This window comes from Marinobacter maroccanus (genome assembly GCF_002933275.1).
In the GTDB taxonomy this organism is placed as follows: domain Bacteria; phylum Pseudomonadota; class Gammaproteobacteria; order Pseudomonadales; family Oleiphilaceae; genus Marinobacter; species Marinobacter maroccanus.
This window is the reverse complement of sequence record NZ_PSSX01000020.1, coordinates 38,810-65,796: the sequence shown is the minus strand read 5'-3', so window position 1 is coordinate 65,796 and position 26,987 is coordinate 38,810. Positions and strand designations below refer to the sequence as shown.

General features: G+C 57.2%; 21 protein-coding genes. 20 read left to right on the top strand and 1 reads right to left on the bottom strand.

Annotated features, from left to right (window positions below):
• Window position 1: 1 nt before the first annotated feature.
• The 4 genes from KEHDKFFH_RS17340 (at window position 2) to KEHDKFFH_RS17325 (ending at window position 4,667) form a co-directional block, all read left to right on the top strand.
• Window positions 2-1,216 (top strand): patatin-like phospholipase family protein, encoded by a 1,215-nt coding sequence (locus KEHDKFFH_RS17340; protein ID WP_104323074.1) that lies wholly within the window; start codon window positions 2-4, stop codon window positions 1,214-1,216.
• A 95-nt stretch (window positions 1,217-1,311) separates the two neighbouring features.
• Complete coding sequence (gene prmB, locus KEHDKFFH_RS17335; RefSeq protein WP_104323073.1) at window positions 1,312-2,214, top strand: 50S ribosomal protein L3 N(5)-glutamine methyltransferase; 903 nt, start codon at window positions 1,312-1,314, stop codon at window positions 2,212-2,214.
• Between the two features lie 37 nt (window positions 2,215-2,251).
• On the top strand, window positions 2,252-3,346 hold the full coding sequence (aroC, locus tag KEHDKFFH_RS17330) for a chorismate synthase (RefSeq protein WP_104323072.1): 1,095 nt from the start codon (window positions 2,252-2,254) through the stop codon (window positions 3,344-3,346).
• 172 nt (window positions 3,347-3,518) lie between these two features.
• Window positions 3,519-4,667: an MFS transporter gene (locus KEHDKFFH_RS17325; protein ID WP_104323071.1), complete on the top strand. Its 1,149-nt coding sequence runs from the start codon at window positions 3,519-3,521 to the stop codon at window positions 4,665-4,667.
• Window positions 4,668-4,670: 3 nt separating this feature from the next.
• Here the strand turns inward: KEHDKFFH_RS17325 and KEHDKFFH_RS17320 are convergent, their stop codons facing one another.
• A complete protein-coding gene (locus tag KEHDKFFH_RS17320) occupies window positions 4,671-5,543 on the bottom strand; it encodes a LysR family transcriptional regulator (RefSeq protein ID WP_104323070.1) in 873 nt (290 codons plus the stop codon).
• Window positions 5,544-5,960: 417 nt separating this feature from the next.
• Here KEHDKFFH_RS17320 and leuC point away from each other — a divergent pair, with 417 nt between their 5' ends.
• The 16 genes from leuC to KEHDKFFH_RS17240 all read left to right on the top strand — a co-directional run bounded on the left by leuC (window position 5,961) and on the right by KEHDKFFH_RS17240 (window position 26,986).
• A complete protein-coding gene (leuC, locus tag KEHDKFFH_RS17315) occupies window positions 5,961-7,379 on the top strand; it encodes a 3-isopropylmalate dehydratase large subunit (RefSeq protein ID WP_104323069.1) in 1,419 nt (472 codons plus the stop codon).
• A 16-nt stretch (window positions 7,380-7,395) separates the two neighbouring features.
• Window positions 7,396-8,043 (top strand): 3-isopropylmalate dehydratase small subunit, encoded by a 648-nt coding sequence (leuD, locus tag KEHDKFFH_RS17310; protein ID WP_104323068.1) that lies wholly within the window; start codon window positions 7,396-7,398, stop codon window positions 8,041-8,043.
• 240 nt (window positions 8,044-8,283) lie between these two features.
• On the top strand, window positions 8,284-9,357 hold the full coding sequence (gene leuB, locus KEHDKFFH_RS17305; RefSeq protein WP_104323067.1) for a 3-isopropylmalate dehydrogenase: 1,074 nt from the start codon (window positions 8,284-8,286) through the stop codon (window positions 9,355-9,357).
• Between the two features lie 129 nt (window positions 9,358-9,486).
• On the top strand, window positions 9,487-10,602 hold the full coding sequence (gene asd / locus KEHDKFFH_RS17300) for an aspartate-semialdehyde dehydrogenase (RefSeq protein ID WP_104323066.1): 1,116 nt from the start codon (window positions 9,487-9,489) through the stop codon (window positions 10,600-10,602).
• Window positions 10,603-10,916: 314 nt separating this feature from the next.
• Complete coding sequence (locus KEHDKFFH_RS17295; protein WP_104323065.1) at window positions 10,917-14,168, top strand: FimV/HubP family polar landmark protein; 3,252 nt, start codon at window positions 10,917-10,919, stop codon at window positions 14,166-14,168.
• Window positions 14,169-14,274: 106 nt separating this feature from the next.
• On the top strand, window positions 14,275-15,183 hold the full coding sequence (gene truA, locus KEHDKFFH_RS17290; protein WP_104323064.1) for a tRNA pseudouridine(38-40) synthase TruA: 909 nt from the start codon (window positions 14,275-14,277) through the stop codon (window positions 15,181-15,183).
• The gene (locus tag KEHDKFFH_RS17285) at window positions 15,180-15,809 is read left to right on the top strand and encodes a phosphoribosylanthranilate isomerase (RefSeq protein WP_104323063.1); all 630 of its coding nucleotides are present in this window, start codon (window positions 15,180-15,182) and stop codon (window positions 15,807-15,809) included. The genes truA and KEHDKFFH_RS17285 overlap by 4 nt, the downstream gene beginning before the upstream one ends.
• Window positions 15,802-17,010: a tryptophan synthase subunit beta gene (gene trpB / locus KEHDKFFH_RS17280; RefSeq protein WP_422385704.1), complete on the top strand. Its 1,209-nt coding sequence runs from the start codon at window positions 15,802-15,804 to the stop codon at window positions 17,008-17,010. The genes KEHDKFFH_RS17285 and trpB overlap by 8 nt, the downstream gene beginning before the upstream one ends.
• A 19-nt stretch (window positions 17,011-17,029) precedes the next feature.
• A complete protein-coding gene (trpA, locus tag KEHDKFFH_RS17275) occupies window positions 17,030-17,842 on the top strand; it encodes a tryptophan synthase subunit alpha (RefSeq protein WP_104323061.1) in 813 nt (270 codons plus the stop codon).
• Window positions 17,843-17,888: 46 nt separating this feature from the next.
• On the top strand, window positions 17,889-18,815 hold the full coding sequence (accD, locus tag KEHDKFFH_RS17270) for an acetyl-CoA carboxylase, carboxyltransferase subunit beta (RefSeq protein WP_104323060.1): 927 nt from the start codon (window positions 17,889-17,891) through the stop codon (window positions 18,813-18,815).
• Window positions 18,799-20,124: a bifunctional tetrahydrofolate synthase/dihydrofolate synthase gene (gene folC, locus KEHDKFFH_RS17265; protein ID WP_104323059.1), complete on the top strand. Its 1,326-nt coding sequence runs from the start codon at window positions 18,799-18,801 to the stop codon at window positions 20,122-20,124. Before accD ends, folC begins: the two co-directional genes overlap by 17 nt.
• A gap of 123 nt (window positions 20,125-20,247) precedes the next feature.
• Window positions 20,248-20,919, top strand: coding sequence for an SPOR domain-containing protein (locus KEHDKFFH_RS17260; protein WP_104323058.1), 672 nt, complete (start codon window positions 20,248-20,250; stop codon window positions 20,917-20,919).
• 91 nt (window positions 20,920-21,010) lie between these two features.
• The gene (locus KEHDKFFH_RS17255) at window positions 21,011-21,544 is read left to right on the top strand and encodes a CvpA family protein (RefSeq protein ID WP_104323057.1); all 534 of its coding nucleotides are present in this window, start codon (window positions 21,011-21,013) and stop codon (window positions 21,542-21,544) included.
• 70 nt (window positions 21,545-21,614) lie between these two features.
• Entirely contained in the window at window positions 21,615-23,141 is a 1,527-nt protein-coding gene (purF, locus tag KEHDKFFH_RS17250; RefSeq protein WP_104323056.1) for an amidophosphoribosyltransferase, read from the top strand.
• A gap of 26 nt (window positions 23,142-23,167) precedes the next feature.
• The gene (locus KEHDKFFH_RS17245) at window positions 23,168-24,409 is read left to right on the top strand and encodes an O-succinylhomoserine sulfhydrylase (RefSeq protein WP_104323055.1); all 1,242 of its coding nucleotides are present in this window, start codon (window positions 23,168-23,170) and stop codon (window positions 24,407-24,409) included.
• Between the two features lie 6 nt (window positions 24,410-24,415).
• Entirely contained in the window at window positions 24,416-26,986 is a 2,571-nt protein-coding gene (locus tag KEHDKFFH_RS17240) for a DNA translocase FtsK (RefSeq protein ID WP_104323054.1), read from the top strand.
• Window position 26,987 lies beyond the last annotated feature (1 nt).

Here is a 26,987-nt window from a genome sequence, read left to right as displayed (position 1 = left end):
CATGGGCTCATCAAAGGACGACGACCAGGATCGCAAGGACAAATCCCCGGTGGGTCAAGCCGGGGATGATGTGTCCAAGGTGCTGCAAAGCTCTGACGTTTCCGCGACCCACGCGCCGGCGAACCCCGCAAAAGGCAGTGCTCCTGAAAAGCCGGGAAAAACCGTTGCCCTGACTCTTGGGAGTGGTGGGGCAAGGGGTTATGCCCATATTGGCGCAATTGAGGTTCTGGTCGAGAGGGGTTACGACATCGTTGCCATCTCTGGCTGCTCCATGGGAGCCCTGATTGGCGGCATGTTCGGCGCCGGCAAGATGCAGGACTACAAGGACTGGGTCACAGGCCTGGGCCAGTTTGATGTTCTGAAACTGCTGGACGTTACCTTCAATTCCGTCGGGGCCATTCGCGGCGAAAAGATTTTTTCGGTGGTCAGGGAAATGCTGGGTGACACGCGGATCGAAAATCTGCCCATTGCGTTTACGGCGGTGGCCACCGATCTGCTTGCCCATAAGGAAATCTGGTTCCAGGAAGGCCCGTTGGATCAGGCCATTCGCGCCTCGGTGGCAATCCCAAGTGTTGTTACTCCGCTGGTTCTCAACGGCCGGGTTCTCGTTGACGGCGCCTTGCTCAATCCGTTGCCAATCATCCCGACGATTTCCTCTCATGCCGACATGATTGTCGCGGTTAACCTCAGTGGTGAGGATGATCGGCGTCGACGTATTCCCGATGCCGCTTTTTCACCCATACAGGACGAAAACACGGACATGGATGAATGGGTGGATACGATCCGCGAGAAAGCATCGCGTTGGTTCGACTGGGATGCCCTGAAATCACTGACAGCCCGGAAACCGGACAATGGGGACAGCCCGGAAGAGAAAATCAGTCGTGCGGTGCATAAAAAAGAGCACCAGAAGCAGTACGATAAGAGACCGACCGACAAGAAGAGTCAGGAAGAGCACGAAACCATCAACTGGGACAAGCTCGGTATCGGCAAATTCGATGTGATGAACCTTACCATCGAGACCATGCAGAGTGCGCTCGTGCAGTACAAGATTGCCGGGTATCCGCCGGACTTATTGGTTAATATTCCCAAAAATGCCTGTCGAACTTACGATTACCACAAGGCGCCGGAATTAATTCAGTTGGGCAGGGAACGGATGGAAGCCGCGCTGGATCGGTTTGAGGAAAGCCGGAACAGCTCCGGCCCGCTGGCGATCTGAGGGATTTGCATGCAGCCGCCTCCAGTGGGCTGCAGTCGGACGCCTAAACAGCGTATAATCCGGCGCTGACACGCTCTCGCACAGGATTTACGTTTGTGACCAGCCCCATTGACGACCTTCATAGCGTTCGGGATTACCTTCGCTACGCTTCCTCACAGTTTGCCGCTTCGCCCCTGTTTTTCGGCCACGGAACGGATAACGTCTGGGATGAGGCGGTTCAGTTGGTCATGCGCAGCCTGCACCTTCCTCTGGAAAACAACACGGTGTTCCTGGAAGCCCGGCTAACCCGCGAAGAGCGAGAGCTGATCCTGGGAAAGATCAGCCGCCGTGTGAACGAACGGGTGCCTCTGGCCTACTTGTTGGGTGAGGCCTGGTTCATGGGCATGCCGTTCCATGTGGACGAGCGGGTGCTGGTGCCGCGTTCTCCCATCGGCGAACTGATCGAGAATGGCTTTCAGCCCTGGCTGGGTGATAAACCGGTTGAACGCATTCTTGATCTTTGTACCGGTAGCGGTTGCATTGGCATTGGCGCTGCGTCCGTCTTTCCTGAAGCGGAAGTGGACCTCTCGGATATCTCCGTGGATGCGCTGGAGGTAGCGGAATCGAATATTGAACTGCATGGAGTCCGCGAACGAGTTCGTACCGTACAATCGGACGTTTTTGAAAATATTGAAGGCCGCTACGATATCATCGTGAGCAATCCGCCTTATGTGGATGCGGAAGATCTTTCCAGTATGCCGGACGAATACCGCCACGAGCCCGAACTCGGCCTGGCTGCCGGCAAAGACGGGCTGGATATCGCCCACAGGATCATTGCGAGTGCCACTGAGCACCTCACCCCTGGCGGGCTTCTGGTTGTCGAGGTTGGCAATAGCTGGATAGCAATGGATGAGGCCTACCCGGATCTGCCACTAACCTGGTTGGAGTTCGAGAATGGCGGCGATGGCGTCTTTCTGGTTACCGAACCGGACCTGCGCCAGTGGCAGGCTTCGAATTAATCTGAATTCTCATAAAAGCTGAACAAGATACTGAATTATGGCGGGAAACACTTTCGGAAAACTCTTTACGGTTACCTCATTCGGCGAGAGCCACGGGCCTGCCCTGGGGTGCATCATTGATGGCTGCCCTCCGGGTCTGGAGCTCTCGGAAGCGGATATGCAGCGGGATCTGGATCGCCGTAAACCGGGCACCTCCCGGCATACCACCCAGCGCCGTGAAGCCGACGAGGTGAGAATCCTGTCCGGTGTTTTTGAGGGCAAGACCACCGGCACACCAATCGGGCTGGTGATCGAGAACACTGATCAGCGCTCCAAGGATTATTCCAAGATCTCCGAACAGTTCAGACCGGCTCACGCCGATTACACCTACATGCACAAGTATGGTGTGCGGGATTATCGTGGTGGCGGCCGTTCTTCTGCCCGTGAGACCGCCATGCGGGTGGCTGCCGGTGCGGTTGCCAGGAAGTTCCTTGAGCAACGCCTGGGGATTCGGATTCGTGGTTACCTGTCGCAGCTGGGGCCCATCAAGGCTGAAAAGCTGGACTGGGATCAGGTTCACCAGAACCCGTTTTTCTGCCCGGATGCGGACAAGGTTGCTGAGATGGAAGCCTATATGGATGCGCTTCGCAAAGAGGGTGATTCCATCGGAGCCCGGATTAACGTGGTTGCCGAGGGCGTGCCGCCAGGGCTCGGCGAGCCGATTTTCGATCGTCTGGATGCGGATCTGGCCCATGCACTGATGAGTATCAACGCGGTGAAGGGCGTAGAGATTGGCGCTGGTTTCGGCTGCATTGATCAGAAGGGCACGGAGCACCGTGATGAAATTACTCCGGAGGGATTCCTCTCGAACAATGCGGGTGGGGTGCTGGGCGGCATTTCATCGGGGCAGCCGATTGTCGCCAGTATTGCCCTGAAGCCGACGTCGAGTTTGCGTTTGCCGGGCCGGAGTATTGATGTAAACGGTGATCCCTGTGAAGTGATCACCACCGGGCGGCACGATCCCTGTGTTGGTATCCGGGCGACGCCGATTGCTGAGGCGATGATGGCGATTGTGTTGATGGATCATTATCTGAGGCATCGCGGGCAGAATGCGGACGTGTCTGTTTCTACGCCGGTGATTGGGCAGCTCTGAGTTTAGTTATCAGGCTTGGTGAGGCTGCTTTGGCGGCACCCACTGCCCAAAAAACGCCCGTGAATACTTCCCTGTAGGGCTTGGTCGCGCCATCCCTGGCGCTCCACATTTTTGGGAGTCCGCCCCCGCCAAAGCCGCCAAGCCTTTTCGATAGTCGTATAGAGGTTTCGCTATTTACTTTCGACTTTCCAACCTCTACTTCTGGTTTTTCGCTCTCCTCGGTGGGCTCCTGCCGTACTGGTCCCTCTACCTCGAAGGCCAGGGATTTTCCTATCTTCAGATTGCCACACTGATGGCGACGATCCAGCTAACCAAAATCGTTGCTCCAAGCGTCTGGGGCTGGCTCGGGGACAAAACCGGCCAGCGGGTTCGTCTGGTCCGGTTCGGCGCCATCACCGGTTCGCTGTTCTTCGCCGGTGTATTCATGGAACCGGGGTTCTATGGCCTGCTGCTGGTGATGCTGGCATTCACGTTTTTCTGGAATGCGATCCTGCCGCTTTACGAGGTGATCACGCTTCGCACCCTTGGCGAACACAAGGAGAGATACGGGCGGGTTCGGCTCTGGGGATCGGTTGGATTTATCGGGGCGGTGGCGCTGGTGGGCGGCTTGCTGGAGCTGGTGCCGATTCAGAATCTGCCGTGGTTGTTGTTGCCAGTGTTTGCGGGCATTGCCGTATCGGCCTTCCTGGTGCCTGCAGAGCGGGGAGAACGGAAGCCGCCGGCGCCGAAAGGCAGCTTGAAGGCAATTGTTACGCACCCGGCGGTGGTGACGTTTTTCCTGATGAATTTCCTACTTCAGGTGTCACATGGTGCCTACTACACCTTCTTCAGTATTCACCTGGAACAGCATGGTTATGGCAAGCTTTCGATTGGTCTTTTGTGGTCTTTGGGGGTTTTGGCGGAGATTGCTCTGTTTCTGGTGATGCATCGGTTAACGCGAAATTTCACGGTTCGACAGATTGCAATTGGCGCGCTGACGTTAACCATGATCCGCTGGGTTCTGATTGCCGAGGTAACCGACGTGGTTGCAGTGCTGCTCTTCGCTCAGCTGCTGCATGCGGCGTCTTACGGGGCACTGCATGCGATTTCGGTTCAATACATTCAGGGGTTCTTCGGCAAACACCACCATGGACAAGGCCAGGCCCTGTACAGCGGACTCACTTTTGGCGCCGGCGGTGCATTGGGGGCCTGGCTATCCGGTTTCCTGGTCGATGGCTTCAGCACGTCGGCGGCCTTCTGGGGCGGTGCTGCTGCAATGGCCGTTGCAATCGTTATCACCTGGCGGGGCCTGCGACCACCGCCTGAACACGGAGCGAGGTGAGCCTCAGGCGTTCTCCTCTTCCTGTACAATATCCAGCAACGCCTTGGCCGCGTTGCTGAGCTGCCTCCCTGATAGGCCGATCCCCCCAAGCATCCTTGAAACCGGCTTTCCCAACTCCAGCACCCTCAGGCTGTCATCAACCATTCGCAGTGGAAGAACACTCCAACCCAGCCCAACGCTGGTCATCATTTTGATGGTTTCCAGATAGTTGGTGGGCATCTGTGGGTTCAGGTGTAGATTTGCCTCCAGAAACAGCCGGCTCACAACCCGATAGGTCGCCGTGCTGGTATCCGGAAGCAGTGCAGGGTGATCCGCAAGATCCGACAGCTCTGGTTTGCTGAGTGACGCCAGAGGATGCTCCGCGCCAGCCACAAACACCATTCGGTCCGGCCATTGGGCAAACACATGAAAACTCGGTTCCATGCTGTCGCTCAACGTCACGAAAGCCAGCTCCGCATTACGTTTACGCATCTGCTCATAGGCGGCATCGGATTCCATGAATTGCAGGTTGATCAACACCTGAGGGTATTCGCGTTTGAACCGACGTAGCCAGTTCGGCAAATGGTGCAGGCCAATGTGGTGGCTGGCGATAATCTGCAGCTCGCCTTCTACCTGACCGGAGTCGGGCGACAGCGCCACCCGGGCATTGTGGATTTCATCCAGGATCCGGCGAGCATGGGGGAGTAGCCGGCTGCCTGCATCGGTAAGGCGAATCTGACGATGGCTCCGGTCAATAAGGGTGGTGCCAAGCTGGTTTTCCAGCGCAGCCAGGCGTTTCGATATGGCCGGCTGTGTCAGGTGCAGGGTTTCCGCGGCTTCTGAAAAGGAGCCCTGATCGACAATGGTCAGAAAAGCTTTGAGCGCGTTTGAATCCATGCCTGTGTTCCTGATTTTCAATCTGGGTGAAGGTCCCGGGTTGGAGCAGCGTTTTCAAAACACGCCAACAAGCACGTCCATGTGGGCTCGAATCGGGCCATCCCTGGCCCTCTACGGTTTTGAAAACGCTGCTCCAACCCGCTCCCCAAAGTTTTCTGATTAATCGCAGAGTCTGGGGAGTGTGGAGGAGGCTGCCTCCTAAAACCGTGGAGCGCCAGGGATGGCGCGACCGAGCCCTACAGGGACGTATTCACGGGCGTGTTTTGGGAGGCAGCCTCCTCCACGCGACCTTCACTGAAGTATAACCAAAACGGATGCCAAAGATAAAAAACATGAATTGAGGTTATCCGGTCTCAGGCGGTAAGATGGCTTTAACAAACGTCAGAACCAGAAACCCCCAGAGAGTGAGAGAGAACCATGGCGGGCAAGACCTTATACGACAAATTGTGGGACGATCATCTCGTCAAACAGCGCGATGACGGCTCCGCGTTGATTTACATTGATCGCCAATTGCTGCACGAAGTGACATCACCTCAGGCATTTGAAGGCCTGCGTCTGGCCGGGCGTAAGCCCTGGCGGATTGATGCCAACATTGCGACGCCGGACCACAACGTGCCCACCACGGACCGTGATCGAGGTGTTGAAGGTATTGTTGATCCGGTATCCCGGATCCAGGTGGAAACACTGGACAAGAACTGCGACGAGTTCGGGATTCTTGAGTTCAAGATCAAGGATCAGCGCCAGGGTATTGTGCATGTAATCGGGCCCGAGCAGGGCGCGACCCTGCCGGGTATGAGCATTGTTTGTGGAGATTCCCACACCTCGACCCACGGTGCCTTTGGCTGCCTTGCCCATGGTATTGGTACCAGTGAAGTTGAGCATGTGCTGGCCACCCAGTGCCTGGTTCAGCAAAAAATGAAGAACATGCTGGTGAAGGTCAACGGCAAACTCGATCCGGGCGTTACCGGCAAGGATGTCGTGCTGGCCATCATCGGCAAGATCGGGACCGCTGGTGGTACGGGTTACGCCATTGAGTTTGGCGGCGAAGCCATCCAGGGCCTGAGCATGGAAGGGCGGATGACCATCTGCAACATGTCCATCGAGGCCGGTGCGCGGGTTGGGATGGTGGCGGTCGATGACACCACCATCGATTATGTCCGCAATCGTCCGTTCGGGCCCAAGGGTGATCAGTGGGACGCTGCGGTCAACTACTGGCGGACTTTACACAGCGATAGCGATGCAACGTTCGATAAAGTTGTAGAGCTGGATGGCTCGGAAATCCAGCCGCAGGTGAGCTGGGGAACCTCACCGGAAATGGTGGTTGGAATCGACGGCAGGGTGCCAGATCCGGAGCAGGAAGCCGACCCTATCAAGCGTGAGGGCATTGTTCGCGCCCTGAAATACATGGGTCTGCAGCCAAACATGGCGATTACCGATATCAAGCTGGACCGGGTGTTTATTGGCTCCTGTACCAACAGCCGGATTGAGGATCTGCGTGAGGCCGCTGCCGTGGTGAAAGGGCGTAAGGTGTCTCCGATTCTGAAGCAGGCCATGGTGGTTCCCGGTTCCGGGCTGGTGAAAGCCCAGGCGGAGCAGGAAGGTCTGGACAAGATCTTTATCGAAGCTGGTCTGGAATGGCGTGATCCGGGCTGCTCCATGTGTCTGGCCATGAACGCCGACAAGCTGGGGCAGGGTGAGCATTGTGCTTCCACCTCAAACCGAAACTTTGAGGGTCGGCAGGGCTTTGGTGGTCGTACTCACCTGGTGAGCCCGGCTATGGCCGCCGCTGCTGCGGTAACAGGCCATTTCGTTGATGTCCGTGAGCTGACGAACTGATCCACAGGAGAGAACCATGCGCGCATTGAAGCAACACCAGGGCGTTGTCGCCCCCATGGACCGGTCCAACGTGGATACGGACATGATTATTCCCAAGCAGTTTTTGAAGTCCATCAAGCGCACCGGCTTCGGCCCGAATCTTTTTGATGAACTGCGTTATATGGATGAGGGTAAGCCGGACCAGGATTGCTCCACCCGGCCGATTAATCCGGATTTTGTCCTGAATCAGGATAGGTACAAGAACGCCAGTGTACTGCTGGCGCGGCGTAACTTTGGCTGTGGTTCGAGCCGGGAGCACGCCCCGTGGGCGCTTGAGGATTTCGGCTTTCGGGTGATCGTTGCCCCAAGCTTTGCCGATATTTTCTATAACAATTGCTTTAAGAATGGTCTGTTACCTATTGTTCTTCCTGAGGATGTTGTTGGCCAATTGTTCAGGGAGGTCGAGCAGAGTGAGGGCTATCAGCTGGCAGTGGATCTGGAAGCCAGAACCGTGACCACCCCGTCTGGGGAAACCTTTACTTTTGAGGTTGATGATTTCCGTCGTCATTGCCTGCTGAACGGTCTGGACGATATCGGGGTTACTCTGGAAGATGCCGAGGTGATCAGGTCCTACGAGGAAAGCCGCCGCAGAACCGCGCCCTGGTTGTTTGGCGCTGGCAGTTGATTTGGGTGTCGGATTACGCTGGCGCTAATCCGACCTACCCGTCATCAAGCAGGAATATTCGAAAACGTAGGTCGGATTAGCCAGAGGCGTAATCCGACAGAGGCACAGCAGAAATCACAATCAAGTAGGTCGGATTGGCCAAGGGCGTAATCCGAAAGAGACCCGGTAGAAAATACAATCAAGTAGGTCGGATTAGCCAAAGGCGTAATCCGACATCAAGGAATGAAACAAGGAACCAGTATGTCCAGAACAATCCTGATGCTTCCCGGCGACGGTATCGGCCCGGAAATCGTTGCCGAAGCGGAAAAGGTACTTCACAAAATCAACGATCAGTTCAATCTGGGCCTGAGCTTCGAATCCGGCCTGGTAGGTGGCGCGGCGATTGATGAAGCCGACACGCCGCTTCCGAATGAGACCCTTGAGAAGGCGACCAAGGCCGACGCCATTCTGCTGGGCGCCGTTGGCGGCCCCCAGTGGGACAGCCTGCCCATGGCCAAGCGCCCGGAAAAAGGGCTGCTGGGGCTTCGCTCCAATCTCGAGCTGTTCGCCAATCTGCGACCGGCAATACTTTACCCGCAACTGGCATCCGCCTCGTCCCTGAAGCCTGAAGTTGTTTCCGGTCTGGATATCATGATTGTCCGTGAGCTGACCGGTGGTATCTATTTTGGTCAGCCTCGTGGCGTGCGTGAGCTTGAGAGCGGCGAACGCCAGGGTTACAACACTTACGCCTACACAGAATCGGAAATTCGTCGTATTGGTCGGGTCGCTTTCGAGGCCGCTCAGCAGCGGGGCAAGAAGCTGTGCTCCGTGGACAAGGCCAATGTGCTGGAAGTGACTGTTCTGTGGCGGGAAATCATGAATGATCTGCGTCGGGAATATCCGGACGTGGAGCTGTCCCATATGTATGTGGACAATGCCGCTATGCAGCTGGTCCGGGCACCCAAGCAGTTCGATGTGATTGTGACTGGAAACATGTTTGGTGATATTCTTTCGGACGAAGCGGCTATGCTCACCGGCTCCATTGGCATGTTGCCATCGGCGTCGCTGAACTCGGAAAAGCAGGGCATGTATGAGCCCTGCCATGGGTCTGCACCGGATATCGCCGGGCAGGGCATTGCCAATCCGCTGGCCACCATCCTCAGTGCTGCCATGATGCTGCGGTACAGTCTGAATGAGGAAAAAGCCGCCGAAGCCATTGAAGCGGCGGTCAGCAAGGTCCTGGATCAGGGGCTGCGAACAGCAGACATTATGTCTGAGGGCGCAAAGAAGGTGTCCACCCGGGAAATGGGTGAGGCGGTTCTGGCTGCGCTGTAAAGATCGGGCCCTGACAGGCGTATTTGAGACCCGACGGCAACGCGATGCAGTTGCCGCGGGATCATCCATCCTGTCCCTGCCAGCGATAAAGGCATGGGGCGGGCATAAAACGAGGTCTGAAGATCGCACATGAAGCGAGTTGGACTTGTAGGTTGGCGTGGCATGGTGGGCTCGGTCCTCATGCAACGCATGCGTGAAGAAAACGATTTCGCCGATATCGAACCGGTATTTTTTACCACGTCCCAGGCTGGCAAGCCTGCACCGGACGTGGGAAAAGACGACGTTCCGCCTCTGCAGGACGCGTTTGACGTCGAGATTCTGAAAACCATGGATGTGATCGTGACCTGTCAGGGTGGCGACTACACCGGCGAGGTTTATCAGAAGCTCCGGGACGCGGGCTGGGAAGGTTACTGGATTGATGCAGCGTCCACGCTGCGGATGGTCGATCACTCCGTGATTGTTCTGGATCCGGTCAACCGTAACGTGATTGATGCCGCGCTGGAGAAAGGGGTCAAGGATTACATCGGTGGCAACTGCACCGTGAGCCTGATGATGCTGGCGCTCGGTGGCCTGCTGGAGCAGGATCTGATTGAGTGGGTGTCGCCCATGACCTATCAGGCGGCTTCCGGTTCCGGCGCGCAGAACATGCGCGAGCTGTTGAACCAGATGGGCGAGCTCAATAACAGCGTCAAGACTGAGCTGGATGATCCGTCGTCCGCGATTCTGGAAATCGACCGCAAGGTAACAGAAACCATGCGGTCGGACGGTTTTCCGACCGAGCACTTCCAGGTGCCCCTGGCGGGCAGTCTTATTCCGTTCATCGACAAGCAGCTCGATAACGGCATGAGCAAGGAAGAGTGGAAGGCGGGTGTTGAGACCAACAAGATTCTTGGTCGCTCCGATAACCCGATTCCCATCGATGGCATCTGCGTGCGGATCGGTGCCATGCGCTCCCACAGTCAGGCACTGACCATCAAGCTGAAGAAGGATCTCCCGGTTTCTGAAATCGAGTCGATTCTTGCCAAGGCTAATGACTGGGTGAAGGTCATTCCCAATGATCGTGATGCGACCATTGAGGAACTGACTCCAGCAAAGGTTACCGGTACCTTGAGCGTGCCGATCGGGCGTATCCGCAAGCTGACCATGGGGCCGGAGTATATTTCCGCGTTTACCGTGGGTGATCAGCTGCTGTGGGGTGCCGCCGAGCCACTGCGTCGTATGCTCCGGATCCTTCAGGAGCGTTAAAAATTGTTACACAGAGGCAATAAATGCCAACTGTGTCCGGTTTCGGTAAACCGGTTAGGGGGCGGAGGCTGATTTCAGCCTCCGCCCCTGTTATTTTCAAGAGCGCTAGATAGTTCCGCGCGATTGATAAAAAAATGGTACAAGGATTGCGGCTGATTGATTGATAAAAGAGGTTTTATCAACAATACTTGCCGGACTGAAAATTAAAAAGAACACATAATAACGAGAATTATCCAGACGGAAGTCATCCAACCTCGTCCGATTCTGTTTGAAAGAGAGCAGTAACGAATAACGGAGACTGGAAAGGAAAAAGCATGAAGGTACGCAAGCTTGCGGTTGCCCTGGCTCTGGCGGGAGGGCTCGGATCCGGCGTCGCACAGGCCCTGGGGCTGGGTGAAATTGAACTTCAGTCCTATCTGAATGAGCCACTGGACGCAGACATCGTTTTGCGCCAGAGTAGTGGCGTCAATCCAGCGGACGTGTTCGTGAATATTGCTTCGGAACAGGCGTATGAGCGGGTGGGGCTGGATCGTAACCAGTTTCTCAGCAAGCTCCGGTTCCAGGTGGTTACCGGCAATGATGGTAGCCTCATTGTCAATGTCTCTTCCCGTGAACCACTCAGGGAGCCTTACCTTAACTTCCTGCTCGAGTTGACCTGGCCAAGCGGCCGGTTGATGCGGGAATACGCCGTGCTCGTCGACCCGCCCGTTTACGCGGAAGAGTCCGGCGTACAGGAGCAAGTCAGTACTCCAACCGTTTCTACGACTCAGACAACCAGTCAACCGACTACCACTCGCAGTGCCGAGTCCGTGCGCCGCCAGGCTCAGGCTGAGCGGTCCCTTGGCACCGGATATCAGGCCGATACCTTCGGGCCGACGGGCGCTTCAGACACACTGTGGACCATTGCATCCCGGATGCGCCCTGACAGCAGCGTTTCCATGCAGCAGGTCATGCTGGCAATCCAGGACCTGAATCCGAATGCCTTCATTGGTAACAACATCAATCGCCTGAAACGTGGCGAAGTTTTGCGTGCCCCTTCTCTCGATCAGATCCAGAGTCGGACCCGTGCCGAGGCTACCCGTTTGGTTGCCCAGCAGAATCAGGAATTCCAGGCCCCCCAGCGCATTGTGGATGCAACCGCTGAGCGGCAGCCCGAACCTGCGACCCAGCAGGAGGCCGCTTCCGGTGGCGATGAACTGAAACTGGTGGTCTCCGATGAAACCGGTACTGAGTCCAGTGAAAGTGGCTCTGCAGGTGGTGACAGCGAGTTGCCAGGCGGCGTTGATGCCGGCACGGCGGTGGCCATGGAAGAGCTTGAGAGCGCTCGTCGCGAAAACGAGGAGCTGAACAGTCGCGTTGATGATCTTCAGGACCAGGTGCAGACCCTGCAGCGTCTGCTTGAGCTGAAAAACACTCAGCTTGCAGAAATGCAGCAGGCAACCGGTGCGGAGCCGACAGAACAGACTGCGCCCGTTGAAGGCGAAGCCGCCGATGCAGCAACGGACGAAGCTGCTGAAGGTGAAACGCCCGTAGCCATTGATGCGGATATGGCGGACGGGGAGACAGAAGAGACTTCTGGTTCAGCAGGATCAACGGATATGGCCGAATCTGAGGCCATGGTCGATGACACTGAGGGAATGGCCGAGCCTGATGGTACAGCCGATGATCAGGTTGTTGGTGACGCCGGTGAGGCGCCAGAGCAAACAGGCATGGCCGCTGAGGAAGAGCCAGCGGGTTCGGACGCTGTCGAACCTGTTGAGGAAACGGCTGCAGCAGCGCCAGCCGCCTCAGAACCGGGTCAGGCAGAGGAGCCGGCTCCCAAGCCGACACCCCAGGCACCGGCAGCGGACAAGGGTTTTCCGGGTAACGTCATTGATGCCATTACCGGTAATCCGATGTATCAGATTGCCCTCGGTGGTGGCCTGATTGTTCTTCTGTTGTTGCTTCTGCTGCTGGCACGTCGCAATGCCAATCGGGAAAAGGCGTTCTATGAGCAGCTCAACAGTGAAGCCGACGAAGGAACAGACTCGTTTGATTTGAGCCTTGACGAGGAAGATCAGGAATCGGTTGCAGGCGACGCTTTGGCAGAGGCAGATTCCTATATTGCCTATGGCCAGCATGATCAGGCCGCACAAACACTGGAAACGGCAATCTCCCGGGAGCCCAGTCGGACTGATCTGCGCCTGAAGCTACTGGGTGTCTACGCGGACACCCAGGATCGCGACTCCTTCGAGAAGCAGTTTGGTGAAATCGAGGCTCTGGAAGACGAAGAGGCACTGACATCAGCCAATGAGCTGCGCGCAAGGTTGGAAGAGGCAGAGTCGATGCCCAGCATCGATGATCTCGAATCGCAGTTGCGTTCAGACTCCTTTGCAACTTCCTACGATTCCGAAGACGTTGGAGAGGCGCCGGCTGAACAGCAGGATAAGCCGGAATCCGATGAGCTTCTGGCCGATCAGTTCGATTCGGAGCAGGAAGAGCCTGCTGAGAATGAGTTCGGAGATTTTGACACGGATCTGTCAGAGACCGACCTGTCCGATTTCGAGCTTGACGAGCTTGAAGAACAGGAAGCCGCCAAGTCTTCCGACGGTGAAGAGGCTGAGGACGATAAGGAAGAAAGTCGGGACGACATGATCGAATATGATCTGTCGGGCCTTGAACTGGAATCTGATGAAGAAAAGTCCTCGACCGAAGACGCCTCGGAACTGGAAGAGTCCGGTGACTGGGACCTGTCGTCCGAGTTCGAGCAGGACTCTGACGAATTGACTCGTGCAGAGCCTGGAGTTGATGAATCCGAAGACGACCTGAGCCTTGACCTGGAAGAGGCTGATCTTGCTGAAGATGATCTGAATGACGAGCAGTCAAAGGCCGAACCGGAAACGTCATCGGAAGAGCTTTCAGAAACGGACGCCGATGCCGACATCGATTCTCTGGATGAATCCTTCCTGGATGAGCTCGATGCTGAACTGGACAAGGTAGCCGGCGAAGAAGATGAGCTGGGTGGCAGCGAGATTGAAGAATCCTCGCTGGACGACCTGGAGCTTGATGTCTCTGATGAAGATCTGGCTCTTATGGAAGAGTTTTCCGACACAGCCGATTCAGCGAATCCTGATGAGACCGAAGAAGCGTCTCTTGACGATGAGCTTGGCCTTGAAGACACGCTTGGTGAGGGCGATGCGGAAGAGGCTGATCCCGAGCAAACTGTCGAGGGTGCCGAGGAGCTCGAGCAGCAGGGCATTGTCGAAGAACTGGAAGAGCCCGAAGCGCCGGTCAGTGAAGAGGAGGCGCCCGAAGAGGATCTGGATCTGCCAGTGGCTTCTGATGAGGTTCCCGATGGATCAGGTAAGTCACAGGTCGCTGATATCGAAGAAAGCGAACTGGGTGATGAAGACGACTTCGACTTCCTCGCAGGAACCGATGAAGCTGCCACCAAGCTTGATCTTGCGCGGGCTTATATCGAGATGGGTGATGCGGACGGAGCCCGCGATATCCTAGAAGAAGTCGCACTGGAAGGAAACGACGATCAGAAATCCGAGGCGCAGGACCTCCTTAAAAATCTGTCCTGATCCGTTATAATCGGCTCTGACAGGCAGCAAGCGCCGGCTGCCGGGTTAATTCCCGGCAACAAGCCGGCGCTTTGTTTTTACAGTAACACTCTTTCCGGATTCTCACTTGTTTCTCGAAACCCAGCAACTGACTACGGATAACGCCATCGGGGCAGGGCGTGTCGCGCTCGCGTTTGAGTATGACGGGCGCGGTTTTCATGGTTGGCAGTTGCAGAAGTCCGGCGTCCGTTCGGTGGAAGCAGAACTTACCCAGGCTGTCGCAAAGGTTGCGGATCATCCGGTTGATCTGGTGTGTGCCGGGCGAACCGATGCCGGCGTTCATGCCAGTTATCAGATTGCCCATTTTGACACCCCCTCAGTGCGCAATCTCCGATCCTGGGTTATGGGTATCAATACAGCGTTACCCGAAGATATTTCCGTGCATTGGGCCGGGAATGGCGTCGGCGATTTCCACGCGCGATTTTCAGCTACCTACCGGCGCTACCGCTACATCATCTATAACCACCCCGTGCGTCCCGGTATTCAAAGAGGTCAGGTAAGCTGGACTTTCCGGCCGCTGGATGCGGAACGCATGCATGATGCGGCGCAGGCGCTGGCCGGAGAGCATGATTTTTCCTCCTTTCGGGCCGCCGGCTGCCAATCCCGAACACCCATTCGGTTTCTTGAGCGGATATCGGTAACCCGGAAGCGGGACTTTGTCGTAATAGACGTGCAGGCCAACGCGTTTTTGCATCACATGGTCCGGAATATTGCCGGTGCCCTGATGGCGGTTGGTTCGGGAAAGCAGCGACCGGACTGGATTCATGAGATACTGGTGGCCCGGGATCGAAGAGCTGCAGGTGTAACCGCACCTCCGTATGGTCTTTACCTGGTCGACGTGGGCTATCCTGACGAGCTCGGGGTACCGGCCGCCGAATGTGGTCCGGGTTTTCTGCGGCCATGGTTCAGCAGGACCGAAAACCGTCCGGTCACACCCACACACATTCATGTCAAACAGCGGGTTCCGAGCCAATGAGCGTAAGGGTCAAGATTTGCGGCCTCACTCGTCCCGAAGATATTGATGGCGCTGTTCAATCCGGTGCGGACGCACTGGGCCTCGTGTTCTATGAACCCAGTCCCCGTTCGGTGTCTGTACAACAGGCGGTGGAGCTGGCGAAACGCGTTCCTGCGTTTGTTTCGGTCGTCGGTCTATTTGTTAACCCCAGCCAGCAGGATGTTGAGACGGTTCTGGATCAGGTGCCGCTGGACTTGCTGCAGTTTCACGGCGACGAAGATGCCGGTTTTTGTGCCGGTTTCGGGCGACGCTGGATCAAGGCCATTCGGGTTCGGGAGGCGGGACAGATAGAAGCCGCCTTTGACGAGTTCCGGAATGCATCCGGCCTGTTGGTAGACGCCTGGGATCCGGACCGGTATGGCGGTACCGGGAAGTCGTTCAACTGGGATCTGATCCCCGACCATCGACCGCTCCCGATTATATTGGCCGGTGGGTTGTCATCTGATAACGTATTTGCCGCTGTCAAGCAGGTGAAACCCTGGGCTGTGGATGTCAGTGGCGGTGTTGAACAGGACAAAGGCATCAAGGACATCCAGAAAATTTCTCATTTCATTAAAGAGGTTCACCGTGTCTGTAAAACTGACTGAAGAAATGCTGAGCGCACTGCCGGACGCGCGGGGTCACTTCGGGGCCTTTGGCGGGCGGTTTGTTTCCGAGACTCTGATGGATTCCCTGATGACGCTCGAGAAAGAATACGCCCGTCTGAAGAAAGATCCGGAATTCCAGGCGCGGTTTGATAAGGAGCTGGCCGACTATGTGGGCCGGCCGACGCCTTTGTATTTCGCCGAGCGCCTCACCCGCGAGACCGGAGGAGCCCAGATCTGGTTGAAGCGTGAGGATCTTTGTCATACCGGGGCCCACAAGGTAAACAACACCATCGGGCAGGCCCTGCTTGCCAGTTTCCTCGGCAAGAAGCGGATTATTGCCGAAACCGGTGCCGGCCAGCACGGTGTTGCCACCGCCACGGTCTGCGCCCGTTTGGGGCTTGAGTGCCATGTGTTTATGGGGGCTGAAGATGTTCAGCGCCAGTCTCTGAACGTGTTCCGCATGAAGCTCCTCGGTGCAACGGTGCATTCTGTCCAGGGCGGTACCAAGACCCTGAAAGATGCCATGAACGACGCTATGCGTGACTGGGTGGCGAATGTGGACGACACCTTCTACATCATCGGTACCGTTGCTGGACCACACCCGTACCCGCTGTTGGTAAGGGATTTCCAGTCAGTGATCGGCCGTGAAACACGCCGTCAGGCCCTCGAGAAAACCGGAAAATTGCCGGATGCTCTGGTGGCCTGTGTCGGTGGCGGCTCCAACGCCATCGGGATGTTCTACCCGTTCCTGGCTGATGAGTCGGTAGAGCTCTACGGGGTAGAAGCCGGAGGCCTGGGTATTGAAACTGGCAAGCACGCAGCGCCGCTTTGTGCCGGCCGCCCGGGGGTTCTCCACGGCAACCGAACCTACCTGATGGAAGACGAGAATGGCCAGATCGCAGGCACCCATTCGGTCAGTGCCGGCCTTGACTACCCGGGTGTCGGACCCGAGCACAGCTGGTTGAAGGATATTGGCAGAGCGCACTACGTTTCCGTGACGGATGACGAAGCTATGGAAGGATTCCGGAAGCTGACCCGGGTTGAGGGCATCATGCCTGCTCTGGAAACCGCTCACGCAGTTGCCTATGCCATCAAATTGGCGGCGACCATGGATAAAGACCAGACCGTCGTTATCAACGTTTCCGGGCGTGGCGACAAGGACATCAACACGGTTGCCAAGCTTGAAGGCATCGAGATCTGAAGAATTAACAGGAGCAGGCATGAGCCGAATTGAAGGGGTCCTCAAGGCCCTGAAAGGACAAGGTCGAAAGGCACTTATTCCCTACATAACCGCCGGTGACCCCCATCCCGATGTCACGGTAGATCTGATGCATACGCTTGTGAAAGCCGGCGCCGACATTATTGAGCTGGGTGTACCGTTCTCTGATCCGATGGCAGATGGTCCTGTTATCCAGTTGGCCTGCGAGCGGGCACTGGTGCATGGCACCTCGCTGCGGCAGGTAATTGCCATGGTGAAGGAGTTCCGGAAGTCAGATGACCAGACTCCTGTGGTGTTGATGGGCTACCTGAATCCGATGGAGGCCATGGGCTACGAGCGCTTTGCAGACGCCGCCAAGGACGCTGGTGTGGACGGCATCCTGACCGTGGACCTGCCGCCGGAAGAGGCCGACGAGGTCGCTCCGCTGTTCACCCAGCGAGATCTCGACGCCATTTTCCTGCTGTCGCCAACGACCACCGATGACCGGATCCGGGCAATCAGTGAGCACTCATCCGGTTATGTGTACTATGTTTCTATCAAGGGTGTGACAGGATCCGCTTCCATTAACGTGGACGAAGTTGCCGCCAAGGTGGGTCATATTCACGAACTGACTGCACTTCCCGTTGGTGTCGGCTTCGGTATCCGTGATGCGGAAACGGCCGCAGCGGTTGGTCGGGTATCCGATGGTGTAATTGTTGGCAGCGTCCTGGTCGATACAATAGCCAGAAATCAGGCAGATACCGACCAGCTTAAACGGGCATTGACGGATCTGCTCCACCCGATGCGTGAAGCACTGGACAGTCTCGCCTCCTGATTGAAGGGGAGGAGGGCAAACAGGCGTCAAAGGACAGGATGAGACCATGAGTAACTGGCTGGACAAGATCATGCCGAGCAAGATTCGCTCGGAATCCAAGCAGAGAACTGGAGTGCCAGAGGGGTTATGGAAGAAGTGCCCCAAGTGTGGCGCCTTTCTCTACAAGCCGGAACTTGAGAAAAACCTGGATGTTTGCCCCAAATGCAACCATCACCTGAGGGTCGCGGCCCGCCGTCGTCTGGATGTTTTCCTTGATCCGGATGGGCGGGAAGAGATTGCCGCCGAGCTTGAGCCCTGGGATCGCCTTAAGTTCAAAGACAGTAAACGCTACAAGGATCGTCTGTCCCAGGCCCAGAAAGGCACTGGTGAGAAAGACGCACTGGTGGCTATGAAAGGCACGACGCTGGGTGTGCCTCTGGTTGCATGTTCCTTTGAATTTGGCTTCCTGGGCGGCTCCATGGGCCAGGTAGTCGGCGAAAAGTTCGTCCAGGCAGCCAATGTTGCCCTCAAGGAGCGAATTCCCCTGGTGTGTTTCTCTGCCAGTGGCGGTGCCCGGATGCAGGAAGCGATCCTGTCGCTGATGCAGATGTCGAAAACGGCCGCAGTGCTTGAGCGGATGAAGCTTGAGGGGATTCCCTACATTTCGGTAATGACAGACCCTGTGTTTGGTGGTGTTTCTGCCAGCCTGGCCATGCTGGGCGATCTCAACATTGCCGAGCCGAATGCATTGATTGGGTTCGCCGGCCCGCGGGTTATCGAACAGACGGTTCGTGAAAAGCTTCCCGAAGGATTCCAGCGCAGCGAGTTCCTGCTGGAGCATGGCGCCATCGACATGATTCTCCACCGTCACCAGCTGCGTGAGCGCATTGCCCACGTGCTGGCCAAGTTCACCGGCCAGGAGCGTCCCGGAACCGAAGAGCCCATCGAGTTTGAAGTGACGGAAAAGCCTGAAACCGATGCCCCCGCCGAGTAACCGTCCAGATCAGCCTCCGGCCTCGCCGGGGGTTGGTGCCACTGTCGATCAGTGGCTTGCCTACCTCGAAGCTATTCATCCCACAGAGATCGATCTGGGCCTGGATAGGGTGCTCGTGGTTTTGCGCCGGTTGTTCCGCCGAAAGCCGGGCGCCCGAATCATCACGGTAGCAGGTACCAATGGCAAGGGCAGCGCCGTGGCGGCTGTAGAGCGGCTGTTGCGTGCCGCCGGCCGCCGAACCGGAGCCTATACCTCACCGCATCTCCAGCGCTATAACGAGCGTGTGCGCCTGAATGGCGAGGATATTTCCGACGATGCCCTGGTTAAGGCGTTTGAGGCGGTTGAGGCCGCTCGTGGCAATGTCTCGCTCACCTATTTTGAATTTGGAACCCTGGCAGCCTTCGTGGCGTTTGATGAGGCCAGCCTGGATGACTGGGTCCTGGAAGTTGGCCTTGGCGGGCGGCTGGACGCGGTGAATGTTCTGGATGCAGATTTCGCCATACTGACATCGGTGGACATCGACCACGTTGCCTACCTTGGCGATAATCGGGAAGTCATTGGTTTTGAGAAAGCGGGGGTGCTCAGGCCGGGTATTCCCGCGGTCTATGCGGACGCCGATCCGCCACGCTCGGTGCTCCAGCAGTCGGCGGCCCAGAAGGTTCAGATGGCTATGTTCGGGCGGGATTATGAGTTAATGCCAGAAGCACAGACCGTGTCCGGATTTCCGTCAGTGGTGCTGAATTATCAGAACCAGCCGATTCGCTTGCCTGCCGGGCCGTTGCCGGTTAAGAGCGTTGCCGCGGCCGTCGTAGCAGTGCGACAGCTTGAACCAGGCCTGTCGGTTGCCGTTATTGAACAGGTGCTTTTAGGCCTTTGCGTGCCCGGCCGATTTGAGCGCCTTGGTTCCTCCCCGGATATTTTTCTGGATGTCGGTCATAATCCCCATGCGGCCGGTTGGTTGGCTGAACAGCTGGGTAGCGTGAAACCCCCTGGCCGGCGGGTCCATGCGGTTTATGGTGCCCTGGCGGACAAGGACGTCGAAGGTGTCGGAAAAGCCATGGCCGGGGTCGTTGATGTCTGGTACCTGGCCAGCCTGAATGTACCGAGGGGGCTTTCCGGGAATGAGTTGCAGGCAAGGCTGGCCGATGCCGGTATCGGTCATGCTCCGGCGTTCGAATCCGTAGGAGAGGCGCTCAAATCCTCGCTTTCTTCCGCTGCCCCGAATGATCTTGTCGTCGTTTTCGGTTCGTTCTTCACGGTCGCCGAGGGTCGGGAGATTCTGCTTGCTGACGATTCGGCAGAGAGTTAGAGTAGCCGCCTTAAACTTTGTCCATGGCGGCGGGTAGCACTTTGAGTTCCGGCTCCCGGGCAGTTAGTATCTGCGGATAGGTGCCTCTCGGGGCGCAGTCACAACAGTTGGGAGCCTAGCAACGTGGATGGACTGAAACAGAGAATAATCGGGGCGCTGGTCCTTGTTTCCCTGGCGGTTATCTTTGTTCCCATGCTCTTTGATGAGCCCCATTCCGAGCGTACCTCCACCACCATCAAGATTCCGGAGGAGCCACCGTTCCCCGAGGTGGAAGCACCCGAATCCGAACTGGAGCCCGCCCCATCCTACGGCCTTGAGTCCGGCGAAAGCAGTGTGGCAGCGCCACCGGTTGCAGAAGATGGCAGTGGCTCCCCGGGATATCGCATACTTGAGGAATCTCCGGGCGACGAAGCGACCTCCGAGGTGACACACTCGCCTGACGGCGAGCAGCCTTCGGCGGCCCCTGCCCAGGAGCAGGCCAGTGCCCCGTCCGAAACTGGGGATCAAGTCTCAGAGAGTTCGGCCAGGGAAACCGCTGAATACGAACGCTCCCTGGAAGGCGCCTGGGTGGTCCAGCTGGGAAGCTTCGGCAATTCCGACAACGCCCGCCGACTCAGGGATCAGGTGCGAGAGAAAGGCTATGGCTCTCATCTGCAGGAAGTTGTCCGCGGGGACACCACGCTGACCCGTGTTTTCAGCGGTCCTTTTGCATCCAAATCTGAAGCCGAATCCGCCAAGAGGGCATTGGACGATGCCTTTGGTCTGAACAGTCTGGTAACCTCCGGGGAAAAATAGCGGTCGGGTTCCGGTTTATGTGTGTCTGGCGGTTTGGCGAGCCGGGGTTTCCTGATAGAATTCGCGCTTCCTTTTCTCCACCGGGTTTTCAATGGAAGCGCTGATCTGGATTGACTGGGTCATTATCGCCCTCATTACAGTTTCCACCCTTATCAGTCTGAAGCGGGGCTTTGTTCGGGAAGCCTTGTCTCTGGTGACCTGGGTGGGGGCGTTCATTCTGGCCAGAACCTTCCATCCCCAGATGCAGTCCCTGCTGGAAAGCACGGTTGAAACGCCCCTGGTTCGGCTCATTGCGGCGTTTGCCATACTCTTCTTTGGAACCCTCATCGTCGGGGCCATCATCAATAACATGATTGGCCACCTGATTCGGGCCACTGGACTGTCCGCCACCGACCGGGTGCTTGGCATGGGGTTTGGGCTTTTGCGCGGTGTCGTGGTGGTGATTGTTGCCATTGCCTTCACCCGTTACACACCGCTCGCCCAGGATACCTGGTGGCGAACCTCGATTATCATTGATCGCCTGGCCGTGGTGGAAGACTGGTCCAGACGAACCCTGGGCGATGAATTTGCTCGTTTTCTGGGACCTGCGCCGGAAAACGCGCCGGAACCGGAATCCGGTACTTAGCAGGAAGGCGTGGAACCCGCGTCCACGTCCCGGTAACATTCAGTTTTAACACTCGGAGATTGCTTTATCCATGTGTGGCATTGTCGGCATCGTCAGTACTTCCAACGTCAATCAGTCGCTCTATGATGCGCTGACTGTACTTCAGCACCGGGGCCAGGACGCGGCGGGCATTGTGACATTTCAGGATGAGCGGTTTTTCCTCCGCAAGGACAATGGCCTGGTGCGGGATGTATTCCACACCCGGCACATGCGGCGACTGGTGGGGAATGTAGGCATCGGCCACGTTCGCTATCCGACAGCGGGCAGTTCCAGCTCCGCCGAAGCCCAGCCGTTCTATGTGAACAGTCCATACGGTATTACCCTTGCCCATAACGGCAATTTGACCAACGCTGATGACCTCAGCAAGGACCTGTTCCGGACCGATCTGCGGCACATCAACACCAACTCCGACTCGGAAGTACTGTTGAATGTGTTCGCCCATGAGCTGCAGAAGCTGGGCAAGCTGGACCCGACCAAGGACGAGATTTTCGCGGCGGTCAGCGCGGTTCACAAGCGCTGCCGGGGCGCCTACGCCGTTATTGCAATGATTACCGGTTACGGCATTGTGGGCTTCCGGGATCCGAATGGCATCCGGCCGGCCTGTTACGGTGAGCGCACTGACGAGAATGGCCGCAAGGAGTACATGATTGCTTCTGAAAGCGTTGCCCTGAATGCGGCGGGCTACACCCTCGTGCGCGACATTGCGCCAGGTGAGGCGGTCTACATCGAAACCGATGGTACCCTTTATACCCGCCAGTGCGCAGAGCAGCCCCATCTTTACCCATGCATTTTCGAGCACGTGTATTTTGCCCGGCCGGACTCCATTATTGACAAGGTGTCGGTCTACAAGGCACGTCTGCGTATGGGAGAAACACTGGCAGAGAAGGTCCTCCGGGAAACACCGGATCACGATATCGACGTGGTTATGCCGATTCCTGATACCAGCCGGACGTCGGCCATGCAGATGGCGCACCGTCTGGGCGTGAAATTCCGGGAAGGGTTTATCAAGAACCGGTATATCGGTCGGACCTTTATCATGCCGGGCCAGAAAATGCGCAAGAAATCGGTCCGCCAGAAACTCAACCCGATCGATCTGGAATTCCGGGGCAAGAATGTGATGCTGGTGGATGATTCCATCGTGCGTGGCACCACCTGTAAGGAAATTGTCCAGATGGCCAGGGATGCCGGCGCCCGCAAGGTTTATTTTGCATCCGCGGCGCCCCCCGTGCGCTACCCGAACGTTTACGGTATCGATATGCCGTCGGCCAGCGAGCTGATTGCCCATGGCCGCACCGTTGAGCAAATCCGGGAACTGATCGGCGCCGACTGGCTGCTCTATCAGGATCTGGAAGACCTGATAACCTGCGTCAGTGACGTGAACGATGACGTCGAGGGTTGGGAGTGCTCGGTCTTTACCGGCAACTACGTGACCGGTGATATCGATGAAGCGTATCTGAGCCGGATCGACGGCTTGCGGAACGACGAAAAGCGATCCGAGGGTGCCAGCGGCGCCGACGGGGATAACGGTATTATTGACTTGCATAACGACGAAGACTGAACGCCGCTTTCAGGCAGGAGATGTAGATGACCTTTCGCCGCGAAGAAACTGTCTGGATCCCGGAATCCGATCTGGAGGGGATGTCCGTGGATACCCTGGCCGTGAGGGCAGGGCAGATCCGCACCGGGCAGCTTGAGCACAGCGATGCCATATTCCCGACGTCCAGCTTCGTGTATGGCAGCGCGGCACAGGCGGCGGCGAGATTTGGCGGCGAAGAGCCCGGCAACATCTACTCCCGGTTTACCAACCCTACGGTCCAGGCGTTTGAAGGCCGGATCGCTGCCATGGAGGGCGGTGAGCGTGCGGTCGCCACGGCCTCTGGTATGTCCGCCATTCTGAGTACCTGCATGGCGCTGCTGCAGAGCGGCGACCACGTGATCTGCTCCCGGGGTGTATTCGGCACCACTAATGTTTTGTTCCAGAAATACATGGCCCGTTTTGGCGTGGAAACCACGTTTGTCAGTCTCACGGATATGGACGAGTGGCAGGCGTCGGTGCGTCCTGAAACCCGGATGCTGTTCATTGAAACTCCGTCCAATCCCCTCTGTGAAGTGGCGGATATGGCGGCGCTGGGGCGGTTGGCTCATGATAACGACGCGCTGTTCGTGGTGGATAACTGTTTCTGCACCCCTGTGCTGCAGCGTCCCCTGGAGCAGGGCGCGGATATCGTGATCCACTCGGCCACAAAGTACCTGGATGGCCAGGGCCGCTGTGTCGGTGGTGTAGTGGTCGGGTCCGAAAAGATGATGGAAGAGATCTATGGCTTCCTGCGGTCGGCCGGTCCCACCATGAGCCCCTTTAATGCCTGGGTGTTCCAGAAGGGATTGGAAACCTTACCAATTCGTATGCGCGCCCACTGTGACAATGCGTTAGAGTTGGCGCTGTGGCTGGAGCAACAGCCGGCGGTTGAGCGTGTTTTCTATGCCGGGCTCCAGAGTCATCCGCAACATGAGTTGGCGAAGAAACAGCAAACCGGATTTGGTGGTGTGCTGTCGTTCCAGCTCAAGGGTGCGCGGGAAGAGGCCTGGTCCTTCATTGATGGCACCCGAATGATTTCCATCACGGCAAACCTGGGTGACGTTAAAACCACGATCACACATCCGGCCACGACGACTCACGGGCGCTTATCGCCGGAGGATAAGGCGCGGGCCGGGATTACGGAAAACCTGATCAGGATTTCCGTGGGAATCGAAGCTGTTGAAGACCTGAAAACCGACCTTGAAAGGGGCTTTCAGGCGCTTCGGAACGCAAGCACCGATAACGTCTGAGCAGTCATGGCCGAATCTGCAAAAGCGAAGAAAGCACCACAGGAACTGACAGAGAAGCAGCTGCGCTTTCGCCGCCTGGCAGCCCAGGGCGCCCGTGAAGGCGCTGTTATCGCGCTGATAGCCTTGTCTATATACCTTTCCATGGCACTGGTTACCTTCAGCCCCTCGGATCCGGGTTGGGCAAGTATTGGCCATGACACCAGCGTGCAGAACTATGCCGGTCGCACCGGCGCCTGGCTGGCCAGCCTTTTCATGGACTTCTTTGGCCACGTCGCGTATCTGTTCCCGGTGATGATCGCCGGCTACGCGCTGATGCTCATCCGTCGGCGCAACGATTCCCTGGATTTGCACTGGCCGCTCTTCATGATGCGGTTTGGTGGCTTCCTGCTGATCCTTCTCTCGGCAACCAGCCTGTTGTCGCTTTATTCGGTGTTTGGTCTCGGGGTCTCCTCGGGCGGTGTGCTTGGAACGGCCGTAGCCGATGCCATGGTGCGTTTTTTCAACCTGCCGGCCACGACGCTTTTGCTGATCGCCATCTTCCTCTTCGCACTGACTGTCACCACCGGCCTGTCCTGGTTCTGGTTGATGGATCAGTTGGGTGGCCTGACCCTCAGAACGGGGCAGGCCATCAAGAGCCTTTTCAAAGGCAAGCCGAAGCCAGAAAAACCAGAGCCCAAAGCTGAGCCCCCGGTGGTCAAAGACCGAGTTCCGCCCGTTGATAACGCACGGAAAAAGGCTGATACCAATAAGCCGCGCTGGTGGCAGCGGATTCCCGGTTTCGGTCCGAAAAAGCCGAAAACCCCGAAGGCTGCCCCCAGGCCGGAAGCCGGTCGAAAGGAGCCAGCACTGGATGGTCTCTCTGCCGAGGTGGACCCGGAACCGGCGAGACTTGAAAGTTTCAGCTCTCGCGATGAGGGGCCCGCTGCTAACGGGAAGCCAGCCAAGGCTGAGCCTACTCCTCAGCCCGCCGGGCGCTCTCTGAAGATTTCCCCTTTCAAGAAAGATGAACAGCCGTCCCAGTCGAAAGACAAGGGCAGCAAGCAGCCCTCATTGCTCGAAGATATTGAGAGCCCGATTCCACCGATTTCCCTGCTGGATCCGCCCGAGGAGCATAAGGAAAGAGGCTACTCGGAAGAGTCCCTCGAACATATGTCCCGGCTGCTTGAGGAAAAACTTGGTGATTTCGGGGTATCTGTTGAAGTTGTCGAGGTCAATCCTGGCCCTGTCATTACCAGGTTCGAGATCAAACCGGCCCCGGGCGTGAAAGTCAGCAAGATTTCCAACCTCGCCAAGGATCTGGCCCGTTCCCTGGCGGTACTCAGCGTTCGGGTGGTCGAGGTAATTCCCGGCAAGTCCGTCGTCGGTATCGAGATTCCCAACGAAGAACGGGAAATGGTGCGGCTCAGCGAAGTGCTTGGTGCGCGGGTGTTCCAGGAGTCCAGCTCGCCACTGACCCTGGCGCTGGGTAACGACATTGGTGGCAACCCGATGGTTGCCAATCTCTCCAAGATGCCACACCTGCTGGTAGCGGGCACCACCGGTTCCGGTAAATCCGTTGGCGTAAATGCCATGCTGCTGAGCATGCTGCTGAAGGCGGGTCCGGAGGATGTCCGGTTCATCATGGTGGATCCCAAGATGCTTGAACTGAGCATCTACGACGGGATTCCACACCTGCTGGCGCCGGTAGTTACGGACATGAAAGAAGCTGCCAATGCGTTGCGCTGGTGTGTGGCTGAGATGGAGCGCCGGTACAAGTTGATGGCCAGCCTCGGGGTTCGAAACCTCGCTGGCTACAATCGCAAGATCAAGGACGCAGTGGCCGCAGGTGAACCGCTCCTGGACCCTTTCTGGAAGCCGGACGAGTATCTCGCCAACGATGAGCAGGAGCGCCCGGAGCTCGACACCCTGCCATTTATCGTGGTGGTTATCGACGAATTCGCCGACATGATGATGATCGTCGGCAAAAAGGTCGAGGAGCTGATTGCCCGTATCGCCCAGAAAGCGCGGGCGGCCGGTATTCACCTGATCCTTGCCACCCAGCGGCCTTCGGTGGATGTGATAACGGGCCTCATCAAGGCCAACATTCCCACCCGGATGTCGTTCCAGGTCTCATCCAAGATCGATTCCCGGACGGTGCTGGATCAGGGCGGCGCTGAGCAGCTTCTGGGGCACGGTGACATGCTCTACTTGCCACCGGGCTCCGGGTTACCGGTTCGGGTCCATGGTGCTTTTGTGGATGACGATGAAGTCCATCGCGTGGTCAGCGCCTGGAAAGCCCGGGGCGAACCGGTGTATGTGGACGATGTCCTGAACGGCGCTGAAGGCGAGAGCCTGCCCGGGGTACCCAACCTTTCAGAAGGCGGTGGAGACAGCGAGGGCGATGCGCTCTATGACGAAGCGGTTGCGTTCGTGACTGAAGGGCGCCGTGTTTCGATTTCCTCGGTGCAGCGAAAATTCAAGATCGGGTACAACCGGGCGGCAAACCTGGTTGATGCCATGGAAGCATCCGGCGTGGTAAGCGCCGCCGGCCACAACGGTGCCCGGGAAGTTCTGGCACCACCGCCACCCAGAGATTAGG

Coding starts and splice junctions, on each gene's coding strand:
- aroC (WP_104323072.1), top strand. CDS start 2,252: ATGGCGGGAAACACTTTCGGAAAACTCTTTACGGTTACCTCATTCGGC.
- KEHDKFFH_RS17320 (WP_104323070.1), bottom strand. CDS start 5,543: ATGGATTCAAACGCGCTCAAAGCTTTTCTGACCATTGTCGATCAGGGC.
- KEHDKFFH_RS17295 (WP_104323065.1), top strand. CDS start 10,917: ATGAAGGTACGCAAGCTTGCGGTTGCCCTGGCTCTGGCGGGAGGGCTC.
- folC (WP_104323059.1), top strand. CDS start 18,799: ATGCCCCCGCCGAGTAACCGTCCAGATCAGCCTCCGGCCTCGCCGGGG.
- KEHDKFFH_RS17255 (WP_104323057.1), top strand. CDS start 21,011: ATGGAAGCGCTGATCTGGATTGACTGGGTCATTATCGCCCTCATTACA.
- purF (WP_104323056.1), top strand. CDS start 21,615: ATGTGTGGCATTGTCGGCATCGTCAGTACTTCCAACGTCAATCAGTCG.
- leuB (WP_104323067.1), top strand. CDS start 8,284: ATGTCCAGAACAATCCTGATGCTTCCCGGCGACGGTATCGGCCCGGAA.
- KEHDKFFH_RS17245 (WP_104323055.1), top strand. CDS start 23,168: ATGACCTTTCGCCGCGAAGAAACTGTCTGGATCCCGGAATCCGATCTG.
- trpA (WP_104323061.1), top strand. CDS start 17,030: ATGAGCCGAATTGAAGGGGTCCTCAAGGCCCTGAAAGGACAAGGTCGA.
- KEHDKFFH_RS17240 (WP_104323054.1), top strand. CDS start 24,416: ATGGCCGAATCTGCAAAAGCGAAGAAAGCACCACAGGAACTGACAGAG.
- leuD (WP_104323068.1), top strand. CDS start 7,396: ATGCGCGCATTGAAGCAACACCAGGGCGTTGTCGCCCCCATGGACCGG.
- leuC (WP_104323069.1), top strand. CDS start 5,961: ATGGCGGGCAAGACCTTATACGACAAATTGTGGGACGATCATCTCGTC.
- KEHDKFFH_RS17285 (WP_104323063.1), top strand. CDS start 15,180: ATGAGCGTAAGGGTCAAGATTTGCGGCCTCACTCGTCCCGAAGATATT.
- asd (WP_104323066.1), top strand. CDS start 9,487: ATGAAGCGAGTTGGACTTGTAGGTTGGCGTGGCATGGTGGGCTCGGTC.
- accD (WP_104323060.1), top strand. CDS start 17,889: ATGAGTAACTGGCTGGACAAGATCATGCCGAGCAAGATTCGCTCGGAA.
- KEHDKFFH_RS17340 (WP_104323074.1), top strand. CDS start 2: ATGGGCTCATCAAAGGACGACGACCAGGATCGCAAGGACAAATCCCCG.